The sequence below is a fragment of the uncultured Pontibacter sp. genome, assembly GCF_947499215.1.
In the GTDB taxonomy this organism is placed as follows: Bacteria; Bacteroidota; Bacteroidia; order Cytophagales; family Hymenobacteraceae; genus Pontibacter.
The window spans coordinates 1,149,384-1,169,185 of sequence record NZ_CANMNI010000001.1; the positions used below are offsets into that span (position 1 = coordinate 1,149,384).

General features: G+C 49.5%; 19 protein-coding genes and 1 tRNA gene. 12 read left to right on the forward strand and 8 right to left on the reverse strand.

Translation table 11 applies throughout. The features are described 5' to 3' along the window. Positions 1 to 466: 466 nt before the first annotated feature. Together Q1A04_RS05025 and Q1A04_RS05030 are read left to right on the forward strand one after the other, a co-directional pair. Positions 467 to 1,336 carry a hypothetical protein gene (locus Q1A04_RS05025; protein WP_299702062.1) on the forward strand — a complete coding sequence of 290 codons (870 nt, stop codon included), beginning with the start codon at positions 467 to 469 and terminating at the stop codon, positions 1,334 to 1,336. 12 nt (positions 1,337 to 1,348) lie between these two features. Beyond that, entirely contained in the window at positions 1,349 to 1,825 is a 477-nt protein-coding gene (locus Q1A04_RS05030) for a hypothetical protein (protein WP_299702065.1), read from the forward strand. A gap of 94 nt (positions 1,826 to 1,919) precedes the next feature. Here the strand turns inward: Q1A04_RS05030 and Q1A04_RS05035 are convergent, their stop codons facing one another. The 6 genes from Q1A04_RS05035 to Q1A04_RS05060 all read right to left on the reverse strand — a co-directional run bounded on the left by Q1A04_RS05035 (position 1,920) and on the right by Q1A04_RS05060 (position 6,018). Continuing rightward, positions 1,920 to 2,861 carry a DUF808 domain-containing protein gene (locus Q1A04_RS05035; protein WP_299702068.1) on the reverse strand — a complete coding sequence of 314 codons (942 nt, stop codon included), beginning with the start codon at positions 2,859 to 2,861 and terminating at the stop codon, positions 1,920 to 1,922. Between the two features lie 387 nt (positions 2,862 to 3,248). Continuing rightward, positions 3,249 to 3,614, reverse strand: coding sequence for a hypothetical protein (locus Q1A04_RS05040; RefSeq protein WP_299702071.1), 366 nt, complete (start codon positions 3,612 to 3,614; stop codon positions 3,249 to 3,251). Positions 3,615 to 4,114: 500 nt separating this feature from the next. Beyond that, positions 4,115 to 4,198 (reverse strand) — tRNA-Leu (locus Q1A04_RS05045). Positions 4,199 to 4,221: 23 nt separating this feature from the next. Continuing rightward, a complete protein-coding gene (hscB, locus tag Q1A04_RS05050) occupies positions 4,222 to 4,752 on the reverse strand; it encodes a Fe-S protein assembly co-chaperone HscB (RefSeq protein WP_299702074.1) in 531 nt (176 codons plus the stop codon). 165 nt (positions 4,753 to 4,917) lie between these two features. Continuing rightward, on the reverse strand, positions 4,918 to 5,208 hold the full coding sequence (locus Q1A04_RS05055) for an antibiotic biosynthesis monooxygenase family protein (protein WP_299702077.1): 291 nt from the start codon (positions 5,206 to 5,208) through the stop codon (positions 4,918 to 4,920). 33 nt (positions 5,209 to 5,241) lie between these two features. Beyond that, positions 5,242 to 6,018 carry an SAM-dependent chlorinase/fluorinase gene (locus tag Q1A04_RS05060; protein WP_299702080.1) on the reverse strand — a complete coding sequence of 259 codons (777 nt, stop codon included), beginning with the start codon at positions 6,016 to 6,018 and terminating at the stop codon, positions 5,242 to 5,244. A gap of 99 nt (positions 6,019 to 6,117) precedes the next feature. Here Q1A04_RS05060 and Q1A04_RS05065 point away from each other — a divergent pair, with 99 nt between their 5' ends. The 3 genes from Q1A04_RS05065 to Q1A04_RS05075 are packed head-to-tail and all read left to right on the forward strand — an operon-like array spanning position 6,118 to position 9,701. After that, a complete protein-coding gene (locus tag Q1A04_RS05065) occupies positions 6,118 to 7,149 on the forward strand; it encodes a PhoH family protein (protein WP_299702082.1) in 1,032 nt (343 codons plus the stop codon). Positions 7,150 to 7,167: 18 nt separating this feature from the next. Beyond that, positions 7,168 to 7,596 carry a GNAT family N-acetyltransferase gene (locus Q1A04_RS05070; protein ID WP_299702085.1) on the forward strand — a complete coding sequence of 143 codons (429 nt, stop codon included), beginning with the start codon at positions 7,168 to 7,170 and terminating at the stop codon, positions 7,594 to 7,596. Then, entirely contained in the window at positions 7,596 to 9,701 is a 2,106-nt protein-coding gene (locus tag Q1A04_RS05075) for a ComEC/Rec2 family competence protein (RefSeq protein WP_299702088.1), read from the forward strand. Before Q1A04_RS05070 ends, Q1A04_RS05075 begins: the two co-directional genes overlap by 1 nt. Positions 9,702 to 9,765: 64 nt before the next feature. Here the strand turns inward: Q1A04_RS05075 and Q1A04_RS05080 are convergent, their stop codons facing one another. Both Q1A04_RS05080 and Q1A04_RS05085 read right to left on the reverse strand, forming a co-directional pair. After that, positions 9,766 to 11,100: an amidohydrolase family protein gene (locus tag Q1A04_RS05080; RefSeq protein ID WP_299702091.1), complete on the reverse strand. Its 1,335-nt coding sequence runs from the start codon at positions 11,098 to 11,100 to the stop codon at positions 9,766 to 9,768. 24 nt (positions 11,101 to 11,124) lie between these two features. Beyond that, the gene (locus Q1A04_RS05085; protein WP_299702094.1) at positions 11,125 to 14,151 is read right to left on the reverse strand and encodes an amidohydrolase family protein; all 3,027 of its coding nucleotides are present in this window, start codon (positions 14,149 to 14,151) and stop codon (positions 11,125 to 11,127) included. A gap of 236 nt (positions 14,152 to 14,387) precedes the next feature. Here Q1A04_RS05085 and Q1A04_RS05090 point away from each other — a divergent pair, with 236 nt between their 5' ends. The 7 genes from Q1A04_RS05090 (at position 14,388) to Q1A04_RS05120 (ending at position 19,754) form a co-directional block, all read left to right on the forward strand. Beyond that, positions 14,388 to 15,521 carry a BamA/TamA family outer membrane protein gene (locus Q1A04_RS05090; protein WP_299702097.1) on the forward strand — a complete coding sequence of 378 codons (1,134 nt, stop codon included), beginning with the start codon at positions 14,388 to 14,390 and terminating at the stop codon, positions 15,519 to 15,521. 60 nt (positions 15,522 to 15,581) lie between these two features. Then, a complete protein-coding gene (locus Q1A04_RS05095; RefSeq protein ID WP_299702100.1) occupies positions 15,582 to 16,805 on the forward strand; it encodes a BamA/TamA family outer membrane protein in 1,224 nt (407 codons plus the stop codon). Between the two features lie 120 nt (positions 16,806 to 16,925). Continuing rightward, complete coding sequence (locus Q1A04_RS05100) at positions 16,926 to 17,876, forward strand: putative sulfate exporter family transporter (RefSeq protein WP_299702103.1); 951 nt, start codon at positions 16,926 to 16,928, stop codon at positions 17,874 to 17,876. A 48-nt stretch (positions 17,877 to 17,924) separates the two neighbouring features. Beyond that, complete coding sequence (locus Q1A04_RS05105; RefSeq protein ID WP_299702107.1) at positions 17,925 to 18,137, forward strand: catalase-related domain-containing protein; 213 nt, start codon at positions 17,925 to 17,927, stop codon at positions 18,135 to 18,137. 294 nt (positions 18,138 to 18,431) lie between these two features. Then, positions 18,432 to 18,743 (forward strand): metalloregulator ArsR/SmtB family transcription factor, encoded by a 312-nt coding sequence (locus Q1A04_RS05110; protein ID WP_299702110.1) that lies wholly within the window; start codon positions 18,432 to 18,434, stop codon positions 18,741 to 18,743. A 118-nt stretch (positions 18,744 to 18,861) separates the two neighbouring features. Beyond that, positions 18,862 to 19,257 carry a rhodanese-like domain-containing protein gene (locus Q1A04_RS05115; protein ID WP_299702113.1) on the forward strand — a complete coding sequence of 132 codons (396 nt, stop codon included), beginning with the start codon at positions 18,862 to 18,864 and terminating at the stop codon, positions 19,255 to 19,257. A gap of 179 nt (positions 19,258 to 19,436) precedes the next feature. Then, on the forward strand, positions 19,437 to 19,754 hold the full coding sequence (locus Q1A04_RS05120; RefSeq protein ID WP_299702116.1) for a hypothetical protein: 318 nt from the start codon (positions 19,437 to 19,439) through the stop codon (positions 19,752 to 19,754). Positions 19,755 to 19,802: the final 48 nt, after the last annotated feature.

A 19,802-nucleotide genomic window follows, 5' to 3' on the forward strand; every position in this document is an offset into this window, starting at 1 on the left:
CTATCATAATCTTTAGGACAGCTTCCAAGCCTCTTTGCAATTTGTCTTGAATCTCAACCATACAAGAAATCAATCCCTGATTATTCGAATTCATTGTAAGACAAGCTGTTAATCACTGTTTGCTTAAATCTAACAAAAAATTGCTAAAACAGAATAAAAACCGGGAAGGGTGTGGTCATCAGTCTGCCGCCAGCAGCTCTCCAGCCCGAGCAGCCCGTTTCCTTTTTGAATCAGTTCAGTTCAACATCAAAATACCCATTTGTGGGTATTGTAGTCTAAATTAAGCCCAAGCTATCTTTGTTGCGCAAACCAACATATACCTAAGTTACCCATCTCTATACCTGCAGTTCTTTCTGCATGACAGCGCTTGCAAAACCAGCAGGCGCAGAATCTATGAACATACCTGACAGTGGGGCTGCCATGCAGCCCTGAACAATGTAGCATCCACCCTTTATTTAAATCAAAAATGAAAAATTTTTACCTATTGTTTTTCGCGTTCCTGACTGCCTATACTTTGCAGGCGCAGGATGTGATCACTAAAACCGACAAAACCGAGATAAAAGCCTTGGTTATGGAGATATCGGACGAGGCGATCAAATACAAACTGTTCGACTTTCAGGAAGGGCCTGTGTATAATCTGAAGCGTGCGGAGATTTACAAAATAGTGTATTCAAACGGCAGAGAAGAAAAGTTTAATGCACTGGAATCAGCTCCTGCAAACACAGGATCAACAGGAGGCAGTTTGCTCGGAAAACTGGCAGAGCAGCCGGCACCTACTGAAAAGCCCACGACCAAGGCCGAGAACTTAGGCCGCACATTTATAGGGGTAACCTATTCTAGACACCTGACATTCTCTGAAGAAAGCTATGATTTTGAAACATCTCCAATCTTTGGTTTCAGTGTAATGTTGGAGAAGTATTTTGAACCAAAGCAGGGCAGTACTAAAGCGCCTTCCAAAGGCTTTGGTTTAGCCTCCACCAACTATTTCGGATACTCTGAAAACCTCGGCAGCAATGAGATCTATAATGGATCACGTCACTATGCCACTGCTTATCTGTTCAAGGAAATCTCTATCAAAAAAATTGTGACACTGGGTGGTCTGGCCGGGGGAGGCCTTTGCTATACCTACGGCACGGCAGACGAGGACAATGAAGTAAACCCGGGTGAATCGGCAGGTGTGTTCGGCGGCGGCGGTCATCTTGGCCTATTCGCGCAGCGTTCACTCACGACAAACGCATCAGGCAAACCCACTACTATGCTACGCCTCGGCTACGACATTTTTATCATGTCCAATGCAAACAGCACCCTAGGAGCAAACCTATCCATTAGCTTTTAATTTAATTTGAAAATGAAGAACATATCTATCTTATACCTGCTTATAGCCCTTATTTCATTCACTTTTTCCGGTTGCGTCAGCGATGCGGAGGAGGACTTCATGGTAATCGCCCAAAAGATTAAGGACGAAGGACCAAGCGGAGGCGGCTCCTGCCCTGTTGGCAGATGGGGCACACCAACCTGCAACGGCTCCGGTAACTTGATCTACTTCTTTAAAAGCGATGGTACAGGGTATAGCGAGAATCCCGATTGCAATGGCATTTGCTCGCCGCTCAGGTTCCACTTTGAATACAAAGTTAGCGGCAACACGATCTCCTATACCTATACCGAAACCGATGATGTGATCTGCTCAGGTACAAACAAAGGACGCCCTAATGTGCCAACCGGCAGTTACTCAATTGAATTCACTTGTCAGAACGGTGGCACTGAACTCGTAACGGAGGTGACTACTAACGGTGTGAGGCGTACGACTGTGTTTACACGCATGTAAGAGGTCGGAACGATTGTTCAAAAAAAACAGGGACAGCGAAGATAACGCTGTCCCTGTTTTTTTTGAAAGCTACATTCATAGCCACGGCACGAAATCAATGCGCCACCTTCTCGGCAGGGCGCTTGAATAGCTTTTTGGCAAGGGATACCACCTGCGCAATAACAGCACCAAGGAGCAAACCACCTAAGGCCAGTACCAGTACTTTTACAAACCAAGCAAGGGCAGGTATATCAGCGAGGGAGTGCTCCAGCGCCTCCAGCGGGTGGTGCATAAACGGCAAACCATGCGCGATGATCTCTGCCCCTACCCACAGCATGGCCGCTGTACCTACATACCCCAGTATAACTAGGAACGTTGGCATGGACTTCACGATGCCGCGCCCGATCTTTTGGGTGGTCGGGTGGAATTTGTCCTGCGCCATGTGCACCCCAATGTCGTCTGCTTTCACGATTAGGGCCACGAAGCCGTAAACAGCAACAGTAATAAAAATCGCCACCGCAAACAGCACCACAATCTGGTTCATAATAGGGCTATCGGCCACGGTGGCATAGGCAATAGCCATGATCTCTGCGGATAGTATAAAATCTGTACGCACCGCACCGCTCACTCGCTCCTTCTCTAGCTCTTCCGGCGTGATCACTTCCATTTCTTCAGTTGGCTCATCCGTTGGTTCGTGGGTTTTGCTGAACATGGAGTGGACTTTCTCATAGCCTTCGAAGCACAGAAAAGCACCCCCTATCATCAGTAGGTAAGGTATAACTACTGGCAAGAAATAGCCAAGCACCAAGGCAGCCGGCCCTAGAAAGATCGCTTTGTTGATGAGTGACTTTTTAGCGATCTGGAAGATGATGGAGAGTTCTCGCTTCGGATCGAGGCCCACCACGTACTTGGGCGTCACGGCAGTATCATCGATGACAATGCCGGAAACTTTACCTGTTGTTTTTGCCACCTGCGTCGGAACGTCATCCAAGGTTGCCGCGCTGACTTTCACCAGCGCCGCCACATCATCCAAAAGTGCGAGAAGACCTGTCGCCATTATGTATTCTTTAGTTTAAGGTATAATTCATTTTTGTGTTGCCTACTCTGTACGGATTAAGCGTAAGAGCGGTCTTTTACACGATCCTAATTTAAGGGAAAGTTGTGGGATTATAATGAAAGGATGGACGACGATAGCTATTCCTACACATTTGTGGGCTATAAACAAGCAAAAGCCCTCCAAGTTAGAGAGCTTTTGCTTGTTTATAAGAACTAATTTCGCTTCTACTTTAGCCGTGCATTTGGGCTACCTAGTTTAAGACAAATGTGATGTGGCTGCGCAGCGGTACAAGCATGGTCAGATTACAAGTGGTGTGGCAAAAACGAATCGCACCGTCGTTTCTATACCTGCACTGTCGACACTCTCGGGCATAAATTTAACGCTTTATTAATCCTCGTTCTGCTTTCCAAAAGCACCCGAGCTATATTCCAACAGCCATTCTTTCGCTTCTTCATAATATTTAAACTCGCTGAATTGAAACGGTAGCCCAGAAATATCAAGCTTGCTTTTCATGCTGTCAGAACTCATCTGACTAAAGACATCCTCAGACTGGACTCTTGCCATTTTTTCGATACCGGATGCAAGCGGCAGAAACTTCGGGAACCACTCCTTCGCAGCCCACTGCTGGTCTTCCATGCGTATCACTTTGCCTAATCGGTAATCGCCTAACCATAGCTTCACGTCATGCTGCCGCACGGCATTCAAGTATTGTTCAAGCCCTTCCCTATACGCTTTGCTCGGGGCGTATGCCAACCACCGGGTTTCTATAAGTTGGTATTCAGGGTAATAGTATATTTCAAGATAATCAGACGCGTAAAACACCATAGTTATAAGCCAATTAATTAGGTACGTGTAAGCCCAATGAAGGAAATGGATTGCAAATTTATCTGCTTACGTAATTAATCAACGGATTCTCGTAAATCCAACTCTTTTTATAATTAGTATCGGTTTCTAACAACTACGTTTCACTATACAGGAGAAGTCCTTGAACTTAAGAATGGAACTTTTGATGTTAAGTACAACCAATAATAGCTAATTCATGGATTTAATTTAAAACCTTTCTGTTTATTAATAAGCCTGCTTGGATGTAAGTCAATTTATAAAAATTAAGTAACAACATACAACACAGTTCACAATTTAAGACTCGGCTCAACCTCATTATGCGCGCGCAGGCAAAATCATCTCCTTATACCGACTCCAAACAAAAAAATCCCTGTAAGCAATTAACTTACAGGGATTTTCATTTGTACTTGTACCTTGGGCCGGAGTCGAACCGGCACGAGTGTAACCTCACAGGTGTTTGAGACCAGCGCGTCTACCAATTCCGCCACCAAGGCATTACTAAATCCCCAATCGAATATCAGGAACGTGCTGCAAACTTAGATAATGTTTCTTGAATACGCAACAGATATTTTTTCTTCAGATAGTAAGTTTTTACCTCTTGCAGGGCCTCTTCTTTGGTAACTCCGTGAAGTTCAGGGTATCGCTGCAAAACTGGCAAAATATCATTTTCTAAGGTAGCCATAATGCCGGAGCTCTTCTCCCCTATTTCGTGCAGTTTGGCTGCGTCAAAGTCGAACTCCAACTCCATCAATTCCTCGTTCAACTCCATCATCTCCATCAAAAAGTCGCCCGGCAGCTCGTTTTTGCCCTCCTCCAGCAAACCGTGCTCCTTCAGGATGTACTGCATGCGCAGATCGGAATCGCTCAAGGTGCGGTAGGCGTTGGTGTTGCGCGTGGACATCTCTAGTATCTTGTTTTGCGTGCCCAAGTCCTCGTTGGCATAAAAGTCCGGATGGTACTCGCGGCTCAGCTGGTAATAGCGTGCTTTAATCGCCTTCTCGTCCGGCAAAAAACTCTCAGGTATATGGTAAAACTCGAAGTAATTCATTTTTTACAGTAATCAGTTTTTTCAGTAAACAGTTAACAGTTACCTTTTAAGGTAAACAGTATACGTTGCAAAAGTACAGGAAAAGCAATGGGAATGTTTAAACTATCGTAAACATCCCACCTTTACCTGCGGATTGTTTACTGATAACTGATAATTGCTCACTGTTCAAATGTTCACTGAAACGTGGGACCACGCCTGTGGCTTGTCGGCGAAGAGGGCTTTAGTGTCTTTCCATACCTGCCCGAAGAGTTCGGAGTCGCGGTAGTTATTGAGATGTTCCTCGGAGTCCCAAAGGCTGTAGGTGCTGTAGATGTTCGGATGGTTCAGGTCCTGCAGGAGCTCCACATGGTTACAGCCCTCAAAAGCCAGAATCTTGTCCTTGGAATTACGAAATATCTCCAGAAAATCGGATGTCTTCTCCGGTTGAAACGTCATCCGGACAATACGAATTAGCATAGCTTTATGATTGTGAATTTCACTCATTCAAAATTAATTCCCCGGATAAAACCGAACATCCACTTGCGAGTCAAACCCTAGGCCGAGCAGCTCGGCGGCATTGCCTTTGTTGATGCCGATGCTGAGTTGGCCGAGGTGATTGTAGAGGCAGCAGCAATCGCCGTCGTCTACCTGTGTATAGTTCTGGTGTATGCGACCCACGGTTTCGCGACCAAAGTGAATGGTATAGGTACGGCCGTGCGCGATCGTATCCACACTGTCTTTGGTGATGTTGGTGATGAGATTGCCGTAGCGGTCCACGTGAATGACGTGCCCTGTTATGGAGTGGTCGTTGAGGCGCAACTGGCGGTTCATGAGCTGTTTGTAAGAGGTGGTGCGCTCGCCCAGTATGTCGATGTCGCCCCCTTTAGCCAAGAACAGCGCCGCTGGTGCCAATAGCTCCTTTGCCGGGAAAGACAACAGTTCCTCCTCGGTCTGTAGCTCTACCACTACCTCAGGCTCCCCGTCGGTCAGCAGCGAGAGCAGGCCATTGTCGGCCATTAGAAAATAGTGCCCTTTGTATTTTGCAGCATGATATTTGCCCTGTTTGCAACCGTGGGTGTCTACGGCGATCAGGTGCACGGTGCCTTCCGGAAACTCATGGAAAACGGACCCGATGACGTACTCGGCCTGCGGGATGTTGAACGGCTCAATGCCATGGGAAATATCCACAATGCTAGCCTGAGGTTGCAGCGACAGCATGGCCGCTTTTACGGCAGCTACGTAATGGTCGGTGTAGCCGAAGTCTGAGGTGAACGTAATTACAGCCATAGAGCGAACTATAATTTAAGTAGATTTGTAATCATTATGTAACAATTTTAGCTAATTTACAGAATATATTACCAACGTACTATATATAAGCATAAACATTTGGTAGAGAAAGTAATAACATTAGAGAATATCTCTCTTATCGATTTTCTGGGGACAGAGAATCAGAATATCAAGCAGCTGGCTGCCGCTTTTCCAAGCAGCAAGATCATATCCAGAGGTAACGAGATTAAGATTCAAGGGCAAACGCCTGAGATCACCAAGATACATGAGATCCTTTCTTCGCTGATCGATCACTATCACAAGTTCGGAAAGATTACGCACAACAGCGTAAATAGATACCTTTCTTCTGATCCTTTTACGGAAGAGGATGTGATTGTGACATCGCCGGACGTGATCGTGTATGGCAGCAAGGGTGGCATCATCAAAGCCAAGACGCCTAACCAGAAGAAACTGGTGGAACTGGTGGAGAACAATGACTTGGTGTTCGCGCTGGGACCCGCGGGTACCGGTAAGACCTACATCTCGGTGGCCATGGCCGTGCGTGCGCTCAAAAACAAAGAGGTAAAGAAGATCATCATTTCCCGCCCTGTGGTGGAGGCTGGTGAGAATCTGGGCTTTTTGCCGGGTGACATGAAGGAGAAAGTGGACCCATATCTGCGCCCGATCTATGACGCCCTCGAGGACATGATCCCGATGGAAAAGCTCAAATACTATCAAGAAAGCAAGATTATTGAGATCGCTCCGCTGGCTTACATGCGTGGACGCACCCTGAGCAACGCCTTTGTGTTGCTGGATGAGGCACAGAATACGACGCCGGCCCAGATCAAGATGTTCCTGACCCGGATGGGCCCTACATCTAAGGTGATGATCAATGGTGACCGTTCACAGATCGACTTGCCGCACAGACAGAAGTCCGGCCTGATCGACGCACTGCATACCTTGCGAGATATTAAAGGTATCGGTTTCATTGAGATGCAGCCGGAGGACGTGATGCGTCACCGCCTCGTGCGTGACATCGTAGAGGCCTATACGCAGGCCGACGAAGCCCGACAAGCCGCCAAACTGGAAGCCGAAGCTGCTGAGAACGGGACACCTGTAAAGGTGAACGGACGCAAAAAGAAGGTTGAATAGCTGATTGCATAACACAGGATGATTCAGGTTTTTCGTGCTGTAAACGAGCAGGATGTAAACACAGCCTTTCGCATACGTGAGCAGGTTTTTGTGCTGGAACAGCAGGTACCCCGCGACGCTGAGAATGATGTCTTTGAGTCAACGGCCAGTCACTATGTGGCTACCTGTGAGGGTGTGCCCTGCGGTGCAGCCCGCTGGCGCGTGACGGACCAAGGTATAAAGCTGGAGCGCTTCGCTGTGTTGCAGGACTACCGCAACCGAAACGTGGGTGCTGAATTGCTCAAGTTGGTGCTGGAAGACGTGCAGGCCAAGCATGCAGGCAGCAAGGTATACCTCAATGCGCAGCTACCAGCCGTTAATTTCTACAAGCGTCACGGTTTTGTTGCCGAGGGGGATATGTTTACGGAGTGCGACATACAGCACTTCAAAATGGTGTATAAGGGCTGATGAAGCGGTGGGCTCCCTACCCTTTTGTCCGCATTACCCTTAGCTTTATAGCAGGTATACTTCTATACCTGCACACAGGCAAGGAGTTCAGGTATAGCCTTGAACTCCTTGCCTTTTTTGTTGCCCTATACCTTGTGCTATACCTGTTTTCCCGCAGAGCCAAAACCGTGGAGGCCAACACTCTAACAGGTATAACCGGTCTCATGTGTTTCATGGCCGGCGGTATGTGGGCTACGGATATGCATACTGCTGCCAACCGATCTTTGCACCTTAGCAATTTGTCAGGTACGCCAGCATACTATGTGGGTGTGGTAAACGATTATGTGGTGCAGAAACCCGGCTACCAGAACACCGTGCTACAAGTGGAGCAGGTGCAGGTAAACGGTCAGTGGCAGGTTGCGGAAGGCAAGGTGCAACTCTCCGTGCCCCATGATTCGAATCGTGAATACGAACTAGGCTACGGCGACAGGTTGCTGGTCAAAGGCGCGCCTTTACGTGTCGCTCCTACTGCCAATCCCAAGCAATTCGACTACCGCGCATTTCTGGCCAACAAACAGATTCATCACCGACACTTCCTGCAGGCGCACCACTTTCAAAAAGTTGGCTCCGATCCGAGTAACCCTGTGCTAGCCTTTAGCATATACCTGCGCCGTAACCTTGACGCTTTGCTGAAAGAATCCATTAACGAGCGGCGGGAATATGGCATTTCCTCTGCTTTGATTTTGGGGGTGAAAGACGAGCTGGACAACTCCATTCGGGACGCGTACGCCCAGACCGGTACTATGCACGTGTTGGCCGTGTCGGGTCTGCACGTGGGGTTGATCTATGGCGTGCTGGCCTTTTTGTTGGCTGGTTTCAAGCGGACCAACAGGCAGCGCATTGTGTATGCCGCCGTTATCTTGAGTGTGCTCTGGCTCTATGCCTTTATTACGGGCCTCTCCCCTTCTGTGCTGCGGGCGGCTTTCATGTTCAGCCTTGTAACCATTGCGCTGGCCTCCCGTCGACAGCATAACATTTATAACACACTGGCCATTGCCGCTTTCGGCTTGCTGCTCTATAACCCTTATTACCTGCTGGAAGTCGGTTTTCAGCTTTCCTTTCTGGCCTTGCTGGGTATTGTGTATCTGCAGCCGCGCTTCTACAATTTGATGGTTTTTGATAACCGGATACTGGACAGAGGCTGGGCACTTTTCACGGCATCGCTAGCGGCACAGTTGGCCACTTTTCCGTTAGGGCTTTACTACTTTCATCAATTTCCGGTATACTTTTGGCTGGCAAACCTGCTGGTGGTTCCTGCCGCCATGGGCGTGTTGTATTCCGGAGTTGCCGCGCTCCTCTTTTCATGGGTACCGCTGTTGGGCTGGCTCCTGTTCAAGCTGCACTTCGGCCTGACGTGGGGAATGAATGAGTTTAATCTTTTGGTCAACCGATTGCCTCAAGCTGTGATTAACGGCATTGACATTAGCACCACGCAAACTTGGCTGCTCTATACCCTGCTGCTGTTGTTTATTCTGTTCTTTGCCTTCAAGCAGCTCCGCTATTTTGCGCTGGCAACAGGAGTAGTCGCTATTTTGGCGGTTCAGGAAATGTTCGAAATTAAAGAACGGCAAAACCAGCGGAGTCTGGTGGTTTACAGCATGCGCAACGCCACGGCTTTCAGTTTCCTGCAGGGGCAACAGGCTACGGTAATGAGCAACGCTGCGCTCACACCAGAGAACTATACCTTCAACATACAGCCTTACCTCTGGCACAAAGGGGTACAGCAAGCGGCGCAACATACCTTTGTTAGTGCACCATCTGAAGGTATAAGCCATGCACTACTGCCCGATAGCAACAGTTTATATGTTTGGCAGGGAAAGCGCGTCTTGGTGGTTTCTAAGCCTATCAAGCTACAGCCTATGCAGAACTTTGAAGTAGACTATTTGCTGCTCACGCAGAATGTCCGGGTGAAACCGGAGGAGCTAAAACCTTTCCGGTTCAAGCAGCTAATTCTTGATGCTTCCAACGCACCGTGGTACCTACAGCGGTTAAGGCCACAATTGGTTGAGGCAGATATAGCGTTTTATGATGTGACGGAAAGAGGAGCGTTGGTGGTAGAGTTGTAGGCAAACAAAAAGCGCCGCCTCAGACGGGCAGCGCTCTTTAGTTTAAGGTGAGTAAGTAAAGATCTTAGTTCTGGGCTTTCGGGCCCTCCGTTTGCTTCGGCTGTTCCGCCTCGTATTTTCCGTTGAACTTCTGGTACAGGTACTTCTGCTTGTCATTCAGGTCGATCTTTCGACCGGCGATGAAAGCGTGTGTCACGTTGTTGGTGCGCATATCCAGCAAGTCGCCGGCAGACACCACAATGGTCGCGTCTTTGCCCACTTCAACAGAACCAACCTGCTGGTCTATACCTAGAATCTTGGCGGTGTTCAGCGTGATCGCAGCCAGCGCCTGCTCTTTGTCCAGTCCGTGCGCCACAGCCGTACCAGCTATGAAAGGCAGGTTGCGGATACCGTGCGTGCTCAGGTCATAGTCCAGTGCAAAAGGTATACCCGCCTGCTGCAACAGATAAGGTGTTTTGTAAGGCATATCCACATCCTCGTCCGAACGGGAAGGCAAGGCATGCACGCCCGAGTAGATCACAGCAATGTTGTTCGCCTTCAGGAAGTCGGCCACGGCCATCGCGTCGCGGGCGCCAACTACTACGATATCCTTCACCCCGTGCTGCTTCACGAAGTTCACGCTTTCGATGATCTCCTTACCGTAATTGGCATGGATGAATAGTTTACGCGATCCGTCAAACAGCCCTGTAAGGGACGACAGCTTCAGGTTCTCTTTTTCGTTCTTGGCTTGCTTGTATACAGAAGCGTCGCGAAGCAACTGGCCTAGATCGGCGATTGCCTGCTCACGCTGCTGCCCCATGTTCGCCATGCGCGGATTGGGCTCGCCCCCTGTGTTGATGATCATGTTCGGCCAGTTCAGGTGTATACCTCCGTCAGCTTTCACAATCGCGTCTTCCCAGTTCCAAGCGTCTAAGTGCACCACCGACGACGAACCGGAAATGGTGCCACCCACCGGTGTTACTTGTGTCAGCAACACACCGTTGGCACGGATGGTCGGCACGATGTCAGAATCCGTATTATAGGCCACTACGGCTCGCACGTTCGGGTTAAACTGCCCTACTTCGCGCATGTCCAAAGTAGCACGCACACTCTCGATCTCGTTCAGACCCAGCTGTGAGTTCGGCTGAATCAGGCCCGGATAAATGTGCTGTCCGGCCACGTCTATCACCTCATGTCCGTTGCGGTTAGCGCCGCTCAAAGGGCCAGCATACGTGATCTTGCCATTTTCAAAACCAACGGCGGCATTCTCTACCACCTTGCCGTTACCTACGTGCAGGGTAGCGCCCGTCAGCAATACAGGTTTACTTTGCTTCGCAGCCGGCACCGGCACCTGCGCAATGGCAGGCACGCTCAGCAGAAGCGCCACGAAAGCCGAAATATATCTTTTGTGAATTTTCATCTTCTCGATTGTTAGATTGCCAAATTAATACGCCATATAATCTTCTTCCTCGTGATGCTCCACATCCTCGCAGTGTACCACAGACGCGCGGCCCCTTGGAGGAGCCTGTGTTCTGGCGCCGGAAGTTTTGGCCTGCAGCATTTTCTGGATCAGGCGCATGCGCTCTTTCTCCAAGTCTGCACGCATTTGCGTGTCACGCTCCAAGTCGTAGTAAGCGATGCCATCCACAAAGGTCTTCTCAGCACGAGCATAAATCGACAGCGGGTGATTGTTCCAAAGCACCACATCGGCATCTTTGCCCACTTTAATGCTGCCCGTGCGATTGTCGAGGTGCAGGAGTTTGGCTGGGTTCAGGGTCACCATTTTCAGGGCGTCCTCTTCGCTCACACCGGCGTACTTCACACTCTTGGCAGCTTCTTGGTTCAAGCGGCGGGCCATCTCGGCGTCATCGGAGTTGATAGCAGTCGTCACACCCAGCTTGTGCATGATGCCGGCGTTCTGCGGGATGGCGTCTTTCACCTCCATTTTGTAAGCCCACCAGTCAGCGAAGGTAGAACCGCCGGCTCCGTGGTCGCGCATTTTGTCGGCTACTTTATACCCTTCCAGTATGTGCGTAAAGGTGTTCACCTTAAAGCCCATCTGGTCGGCCACCTTGATCATCATGTTGATCTCAGACTGCACGTAAGAGTGGCAGGTGATGTGGCGCTTGCCATTCAGGATCTCCACCAGTGTCTCTAGCTCGATGTCGCGGCGCGGCTCGCCAGCAGCGGCTTTCTGCTTCTTCGACATTTTGTTGTAGTTCTTCCAAGCCTGCTCGTATTCTTTCGCACGCTGGAAAGCGTCTACGTATACTTGCTCCACGCCCATACGGGTCTGCGGGAAGCGCACGTTATGCGAAGGCGCACGGTTGGAGTGCTTCACGTTCTCACCCAAAGCGAATTTGATAAACTCATCGGCATTCTCCACCAACAGCTCGTCTGGGCTCTTACCCCAGCGCAATTTGATGATGGCAGACTGACCACCAATCGGGTTGGCAGAACCGTGCAGCAACTGCGAAGTTGTCACGCCACCAGCCAGCTGACGGTAGATGTTCGGATCTTCGTGGTCTACCACATCCTTCATGCGCACTTCAGCGGTCACGGCCTGTGTACCTTCGTTCACGCCATTCAGGGCGATGTGCGAGTGCTCATCGATAATACCCGGTGTCACGTGCTTGCCAGTGCCGTCTACAATGCGGGCACCTGACTCGCTGAGGTTCTTGCCAACTTTTGCGATCTTGCCGTTTTTCAACAGCACATCGGTGTTCTCCAGTATACCGTCTTTCTCGTTGGTCCAGACAGTTGCGTTCTTGATCAGCACCACTTCCTGCTTTGGCAGTTCAACCTGACCGAAGGCTTTGAACGGATACACCATGTTGCCAAGAGCTATAGCCTGCTTCTCTTTTGCAGCATCTTTCTTAGCCTTCTCAGTCATGGCTTCAGAGAACTTGGCGTTCCACTTCACCGGTGTTGCATCCGGCAACTGCCCTTCGCCCTGCAAGGTTTTATCAGCGTACCAGCCGCTCAAACGGATGGCTTCTTTGCTCTTCTTGTCTTTGTTGAAAGAGAGCGTTACCAAGTTGCCGTTGAAGGTAATTTTGCCTGTCACAGTATCCTGACCGATCACTTTCAGTTCTGGTTTCTCAGGAGTACCAGCAATCTGAAGTCTACGCTCTGGCTGCTGACCGATCTTCAAGGTATAGACGCCACGATAATCGGCTGGTACTTCAGTGATCTTGTATTGATTGCCCTGCACCCAGTTCTCCAGAATCACATTGTCCTCAGCGAACAGGTTGCCGCTTGTGATAATGAAGTTGGCCAGTTTGCCTTTGTCAAGGCTGCCCACGTGCTTGTCGGCTTTCAAAAGCTGGGCCGGAGTGGTAGTGAGGGCTTTCAGGGCCTCCTCTTCTGACAAGCCATATTCGATGGCTTTGCGCAGGTTTGGCAGGAAGTCTTTTTTATCTTTCAGGTCAGCTGTGGTGAAGACGAACGGTATACCTGCCTTCTGCAGCATGGCCGGGTTGGCCGGGGCCATTTCCCAGTGCTTCATGGCGTCAAGTGGCACACGACGGGCGTCGTAGGTATCCTCCACGTTGTAAGCCTCCGGGAAATTCAACGGCACGATGATCGGAGCCTTAGTCGCTTTGATCTCTTTGATCATTTGGTACTCGTCGCCGCCACCTTTGATGATGTACTGCTTCTTGAACTCGTCGCCCACCTTGTCGGCGCGCAGCACGTTCAGTTTGCTGTTGGCTTCAAAAATCTGCGGAAAGCTGTTGGCGTTAGTGAATGCGGCCAGCGAGATATTCTGCTCACGACCCGGGTTCATGTTGTTCCACTGCGCGTCGAGGTACGTCTGGCGCAACAGGGCGATAGAACCCATCAGTGAGTTCGGGTAGTCTTGTGGCGAAGATCCTTTTTCGAACGAAAGCGCACTTGCTGCTTTGTCGAGCAAGATCACTTCGTTTTCGCGCTTGTCAGCCAGTGTTACCAGCGTGGCTGTACCGCGGGCAATGCCGTCGCGGTGCACGGCCAGTACCGTACCAAAGCCCAGCTTCCGCATTTCCTCTGCCTGCTTTTTATCCACTTTGAACAGTTCCACAGCATTGGTTTCCGGACGAATCGCTTGGTTCCAGTTATAGGCGCCCTGCTTGGTTGACTCCTCCTGCGGTGGTGAGGTCCAGCTGCGTCGCTCTGCCTTCACCTCTGGTAGACCATAGCTGGTGTACATATCCACCAGACCCGGGTAGATGTGTTTGCCCTTAGTGTCGACCACTACGGCTCCAGCGGGTATTTGTACTTTTGTGCCCACGGCTTCTACTTTTCCGTTGCGGATCAGAAGGGTGGCATTCTCAATTTTAGTTTTATAGTCGGTGTGGATGGTGGCGTTGGTGAGTGCTACCAGTCCGGTGCGCTCGTCGTACACGCCATTGCGCGGAAAGGTCTCCTGCGCCATCGCACTGCCTGCTGCTCCCAATGCAAGGCAGGCTGCAATGGTTAAGATTTTTCTCATGTGTCAGATTAAGATGATAGACTAGATTGTGTTAAGGTTTGAACACACAATATAGCCATCTTCTTTCTAAAAATCCATGTCCAACGTGCTTAAAATATTCAGCCTCATTATAAAAAGGCCTTTTTGAATGTATAAACATCAATAAAACAAGACCGCTCCGAACCGGTTTAGACCCGAAAGAGTACTTTACGTATGTATTCCTGATATTTTGGACTCTTGTAGAAACACCTGTTTGCATGCGCCTATACCTTTACTCCACTTTCTTGCTACTTTCCCTGATGGCTATAACCGCCACGCCACTTTGGGCACAGGAACAGACGTCAGAACAAAAAACCAGTACCCCGCCCGAGCCAGAAATGCGGAGCGTGAAAGGTCTTATACCTGCACCCGTTCTCTACTATACCCCCGACACCCGACTTGGCTTCGGCGCTTCGCTGCTCGGTTACTTCCGCCTCCGCAGCTACACCGACACCACTTATACCCGCCTCTCATTGGCCCGGTTGGTAGTGGACTATACCTTGAACAAACAAACGGACCAGTGGCTTTACTGGAACATATTTACTAGGGAAGAGCGCCTGCTGCTACGCGGCGAATTGCGCCACCGCATTTACACTGACCGGTTTTACGGCATCGGCAACGACACCCCCAAAGGAGATCGCGAGATATACGATTACGATATGCTCAGCGCGAAAATAGCGGTGCTTAAAAACGTGGGATTCCGCAGCTTTCTGGGTCCGGACTTGCAGATCACGGAGTACTACGACGTGGAACTTGAGGAAGGCAGCCAATTGCTTTCAAAGCAGATACCCGGCTACCAGACCGGGCGCAACGTGGGACTTGGTGCTATATACCTGATCGACCACCGCAACAGCACCGCCTACCCCAGCAAAGGTTTTTACCTCGAAATCTCGGGCTACCACTTCGGCAAGACCTTCGGCAGCGACTTTCGGTATAACAACTTCAACCTAGAATTTAACCGCTACTACGGTTTGGGCAATGACCGCGTGCTGGCCACCAATACCATGCTTAAACTGAACGACGGTGAAGTGCCTGTGCAGCGACTGGCCACCGCAGGCGGCGACAAGATCCTACGCGGCTACGCCCGCAACCGCTTCCACGACGATAACTTTGTTGGCTCGCAGGTGGAGTACCGTTTTCCGCTGTTCTGGCGACTCGGCATGGTCGCTTTCGCAGGTATAGGCGACGTGTTCGATAAACCCTCCGACATCGGTTTCTCGACAATAAAATATTCTGTAGGAACCGGTTTGAGGTATGCGATCAGACCGGAACAGAAGCTGAACTCAAGATTGGATGTAGGCTATGGCCGGGAAGGGTTTAATGTGTATTTGATGATTGGGGAAGCCTTTTAAGGTTAAAAATATTTACGCTGTCAGCAGCACCAATCAATCCTTCTTTTTGCTACATTTCTAGTGGCAAAGTCCTGCTTTATACCTGTCATAACACAGAACCTGCCGACATACCTCACCTTATACCTGATCGGCTTTATGAATCGTCATCTACTCATCAGTTGCGTACTGGGGCTTTGTCTGGTGCTGGGCACTTGGGGCAAGGTGCAAGCGCAGGAACAGCAGGCAAACGCCATACCGGATACCACACCTCCGAAAGCTGAAAAGACACGGGGGGTGATCCCAATCCCGGTGCTTTACTATACCCCCGACACCCGACTCGGATTCGGGGCTGCCCTGTTAGGGTTCTTTAAACTGAGAAACAGCGCGGACGAAGGCTATACCCGCCTTTCAACCGTGCGTCTCATCGCAGATTATACCTTGCGCAAGCAAACCGACCAGCTCCTTGACTGGGCCATTTTCACCCGCGACGAGAAATTCCTGTTGCGCGGAGAGTTGCGCCATCGGGTATACACCGACCGCTTCTATGGCATCGGCAACGACACCCCACTGTCAGACGAAGAGATTTACGAATACGACTATGTGAGCGCCCGATTGGCCGCGCTTAAAAAAGTAGGAGCCAAAACATTCCTCGGACCGGATTTCCAAATTGCCAATTACTACAACACCAAGCTAAACCCCATCAACGAAGACCGCGAGAGCCAACTGCTCACGCAACAGATTCCGGGCTACCAAGGCGGCGTGAATAGCGGAGTCGGGCTAATATTCCTGCTCGACAGTCGCGACAATGTGGCTTTTGCCAGTAACGGCACCTACCTCGAAATGTCCGGTTATCGCTTTGGCAGCACCTTCGGAGGAGACTTTGGCTACAACAATTTCAACCTCGACTTCCGGAAGTATTTCCAACTGAAGCCGAACCATGTTTTGGCGCATAACACGAGTTTCAACCTTAACAACGGCGACATACCTGTCATGCGCATGGCCATGGCCGGGGGTGACCGCATTCTGAGAGGCTACGCCAAAAATCGTTTTCTGGAAGACAACTTTGCCGGCACGCAGTTGGAGTACCGTTTCCCGCTTTTCTGGCGCTTTGGCATGGCCGCTTTTGCAGGTATAGGCGATGTGTTTGACAAACCAAAAGACGTGAGTTTCTCTACTTTAAAATATTCAGTTGGCTCAGGCTTGAGGTATGCTCTGAATCCGGAGCAAAAGCTGAACATCCGGGCGGATATAGGGTATGGACGTGAAGGCGTTAACTTTTATGTGATGATCGGGGAGGCTTTTTAGTCGAGCTAGACCTACTGTAAGGCCTTACAATTTCGTTATTTGGCATAATGCGACAAAAGTCACATACCTAAAACACAAAGAAGCGTAAATTTGTCTGCCATAAGCCAATAGCCCATCAGCATGTCCAAACTTTTTCCGCTCTCCTCTCCCCTACTGCAGAAAACGATTTTTATTGCCTTTGTTCTCCTGATCTTGTTTACCCCGTTACTTAACTCGGCTTTGGCTTTGGGAGCAGGTTTAGTGATAGGGCTTCTGCTGGGCAATCCTTTTAAAGCGCATACCGGTAAAATTTCGAAGTACCTCTTGCAGGCTGCTGTCGTTGGCTTGGGCTTTGGCATAGACCTGTACCAAGTGGCCGAAACCGGACTAATTGGCGTGGCCTATACCTTGGTGTCGCTGGCCGCTACGATGGTCATTGGTCTGTTGCTTGGCAAGTTATTCTATACCCCTCCCCGCCTCACGCACCTTGTTTCGTCGGGCACGGCCATTTGCGGGGGTAGTGCTATTGCGGCGGTGGCTCCGGCTATCAAAGCCAACGATCAGGAAATTTCGGTGGCGCTCGGTATTGTGTTTGTGCTGAACGCAGTAGCGCTTTTTATTTTTCCGCCTATCGGTAATGCACTCGGACTTTCGCAGGAACAGTTCGGCATTTGGGCAGCCATTGCCATACACGACACCAGCTCAGTAGTAGGCGCCGCCACCCGCTACGGCGACGAAGCTTTGAAAATTGCGACCACCCTCAAACTGACCCGCGCGCTTTGGATCGTTCCGTTGGTGCTGGTCTCTAGCCTGATGTTCAAAGACGGGAAAAAGAAACTAAGCATCCCGACCTTTATTCTGCTTTTCGTGCTGGCTTCGGTGATTAGCACCTTTATACCTGCTATGGAGATTATTTCTCCGACTATCGTCATGCTGGCCAAAAAAGGACTGCTCCTCAGCCTTTTCCTCATTGGTGCCAACATTAGCCTGAGCGCTTTAAAGGCAATTAGTCCGAAGCCTTTCTGGCAGGGCGTTATCCTGTGGCTCTTTATTTCAGTGGTCTCGCTGACTGTCATCTACGGTCTGGGCTAAGCTTGACATATCATAAACAAAAACTATCATATCATAAATTTAATTTATTTGAACTATATAATTAGGAGCTATACTTTTGAGGCATTCAAACACAGCAATATCGTGGGAGCCATGCAAGGTATAGACGGACCGAAGCGGGCAGAGATTATAAACCGTCAGCTGTGTCACTTCTTCCGCGCCGACATTGGTTTTGGACTAGGTATAGCGCAGGGATTGGGTGTGGATGTGAGCGCCCTTACTGGAGGCGTGCAGGCCCACTAAATTGACACTATATTTTGTGCTATGGAAAAGCCGGCCATGTGCCGGCTTTTTTGTTTTACTAGAACTCGAGCAGTTCAATGCCTGCATCTATGCATAATCTGGATATACCTACTGCGCTAGTTTTCAGGTCCGACTTTCAGTCCTCATGCTGCTAAAACCTGAGACACCAGAACGATTAGTCCCTTTATACCTTAGCCCCATCCTGCCCGGAACCTAAACCCAATTAAAATTGTATTAATTTCAAACACATGAATACATGTTCATGTATTGCAATTACCTATTATTTATACCTGCATGACTGACCTGAAAGTAAGGGTAGACAAAAAGAAATTGGAGAAGACAGCCTATGTGCTGAAATGCGTGGCACACCCGGTACGCATCAGCATTATTGACCTATTGGAACAGCAAGAGCAACTTACCGTGAGTCAGCTGCAGGAAGTACTTCAAATTGAACAGTCGCTGCTCTCGCACCACCTTACCAATATGCGCGACAAGGGTATTGTAGAGACTCGTCGGCAAGGCAAGCATGTACTTTATTCACTTACCGACTCTTCCATCTCCAGCATCATTGATTGCATCAAAGGCTGTAAGCCGGTGCAACAGTAAGAATATGCAAAAATGAAATTATTTTCATATACTTACCGGTTACAGCCCGTACAAATTTGGCTGGAGCACCAAAAGTTGACTAAAAACGTTAGTATAAAATAAGATAAACCGCACCTTTATGAAACTCTTCCTAATAACTTTTTTGGCAGCCGGTATGATGAGCTGCACCAGCCCGCAGCAGGGCGAAGGCAGTGTTAAAACTATATCTGCCACCGAATACAAAGAGCACCATGAAAAAATCGACAACCAAGAAGTTATGCTGGTTGATGTTCGGACTCCTGCTGAGTTTGAAGCGGGACACCTCGAAAACACCCAGCACGCCGACTTCCTAAGCGGACAGTTTGAAAAAGAAATGCAGACTTGGGACAAGGACAAAACCTACTACCTCTACTGCGCCAGCGGCAACCGCAGCGGCAAAGCAGCCAAACAGATGGAAGAAGCCGGCTTTAAGAACGTCTACAACATCGGCGGTTACTCAGATCTGAAAGCAGCCGGACTGCCTGTGAAGGAGTAATTGTCAGCAATTGGTATAGCAGCATGAACGTCAGTTAGTATTTATGCGTACCTTTACATGATCTATTTGACATCATGCTGCTAAAACATCCCCCTTTTCAAACTGTATTCTCTTCAGATTTCTACAAAATAAAAATTGACCAAGAGAATAACCTGTTGCTAGCAGAGTGGCAAAGAGCAGTGAATAGGGACGAAATGATCATGGGAGGCACCAAGCTTTTCGAGGCTCTACGTGACACGGGCATTACCAGAGCTGTAGGAAATGCTGAACTGCTCACCATGTTAGACGCTCCAACTAAAGAGTGGATGTCCACAACATTTTACGAACTGCTTTCTCAAACCTCACTTCACAAACTGGCAAGAGTGCTGCCGAGCAGCCTTTTCTCCAAGCTAGCATTGGAGGCAGTCGCCACGCGGGCAGAGGCCCAGAATATCAACAAATTCCTGTTTAAGAACTTCTCCAGCCAAGAAGACGCCCTGATCTGGATTAACGAGTAAGCCCAATCGGCCAAGCTTGATCCTGCAAATTATTGGGCCCTGTAAAGC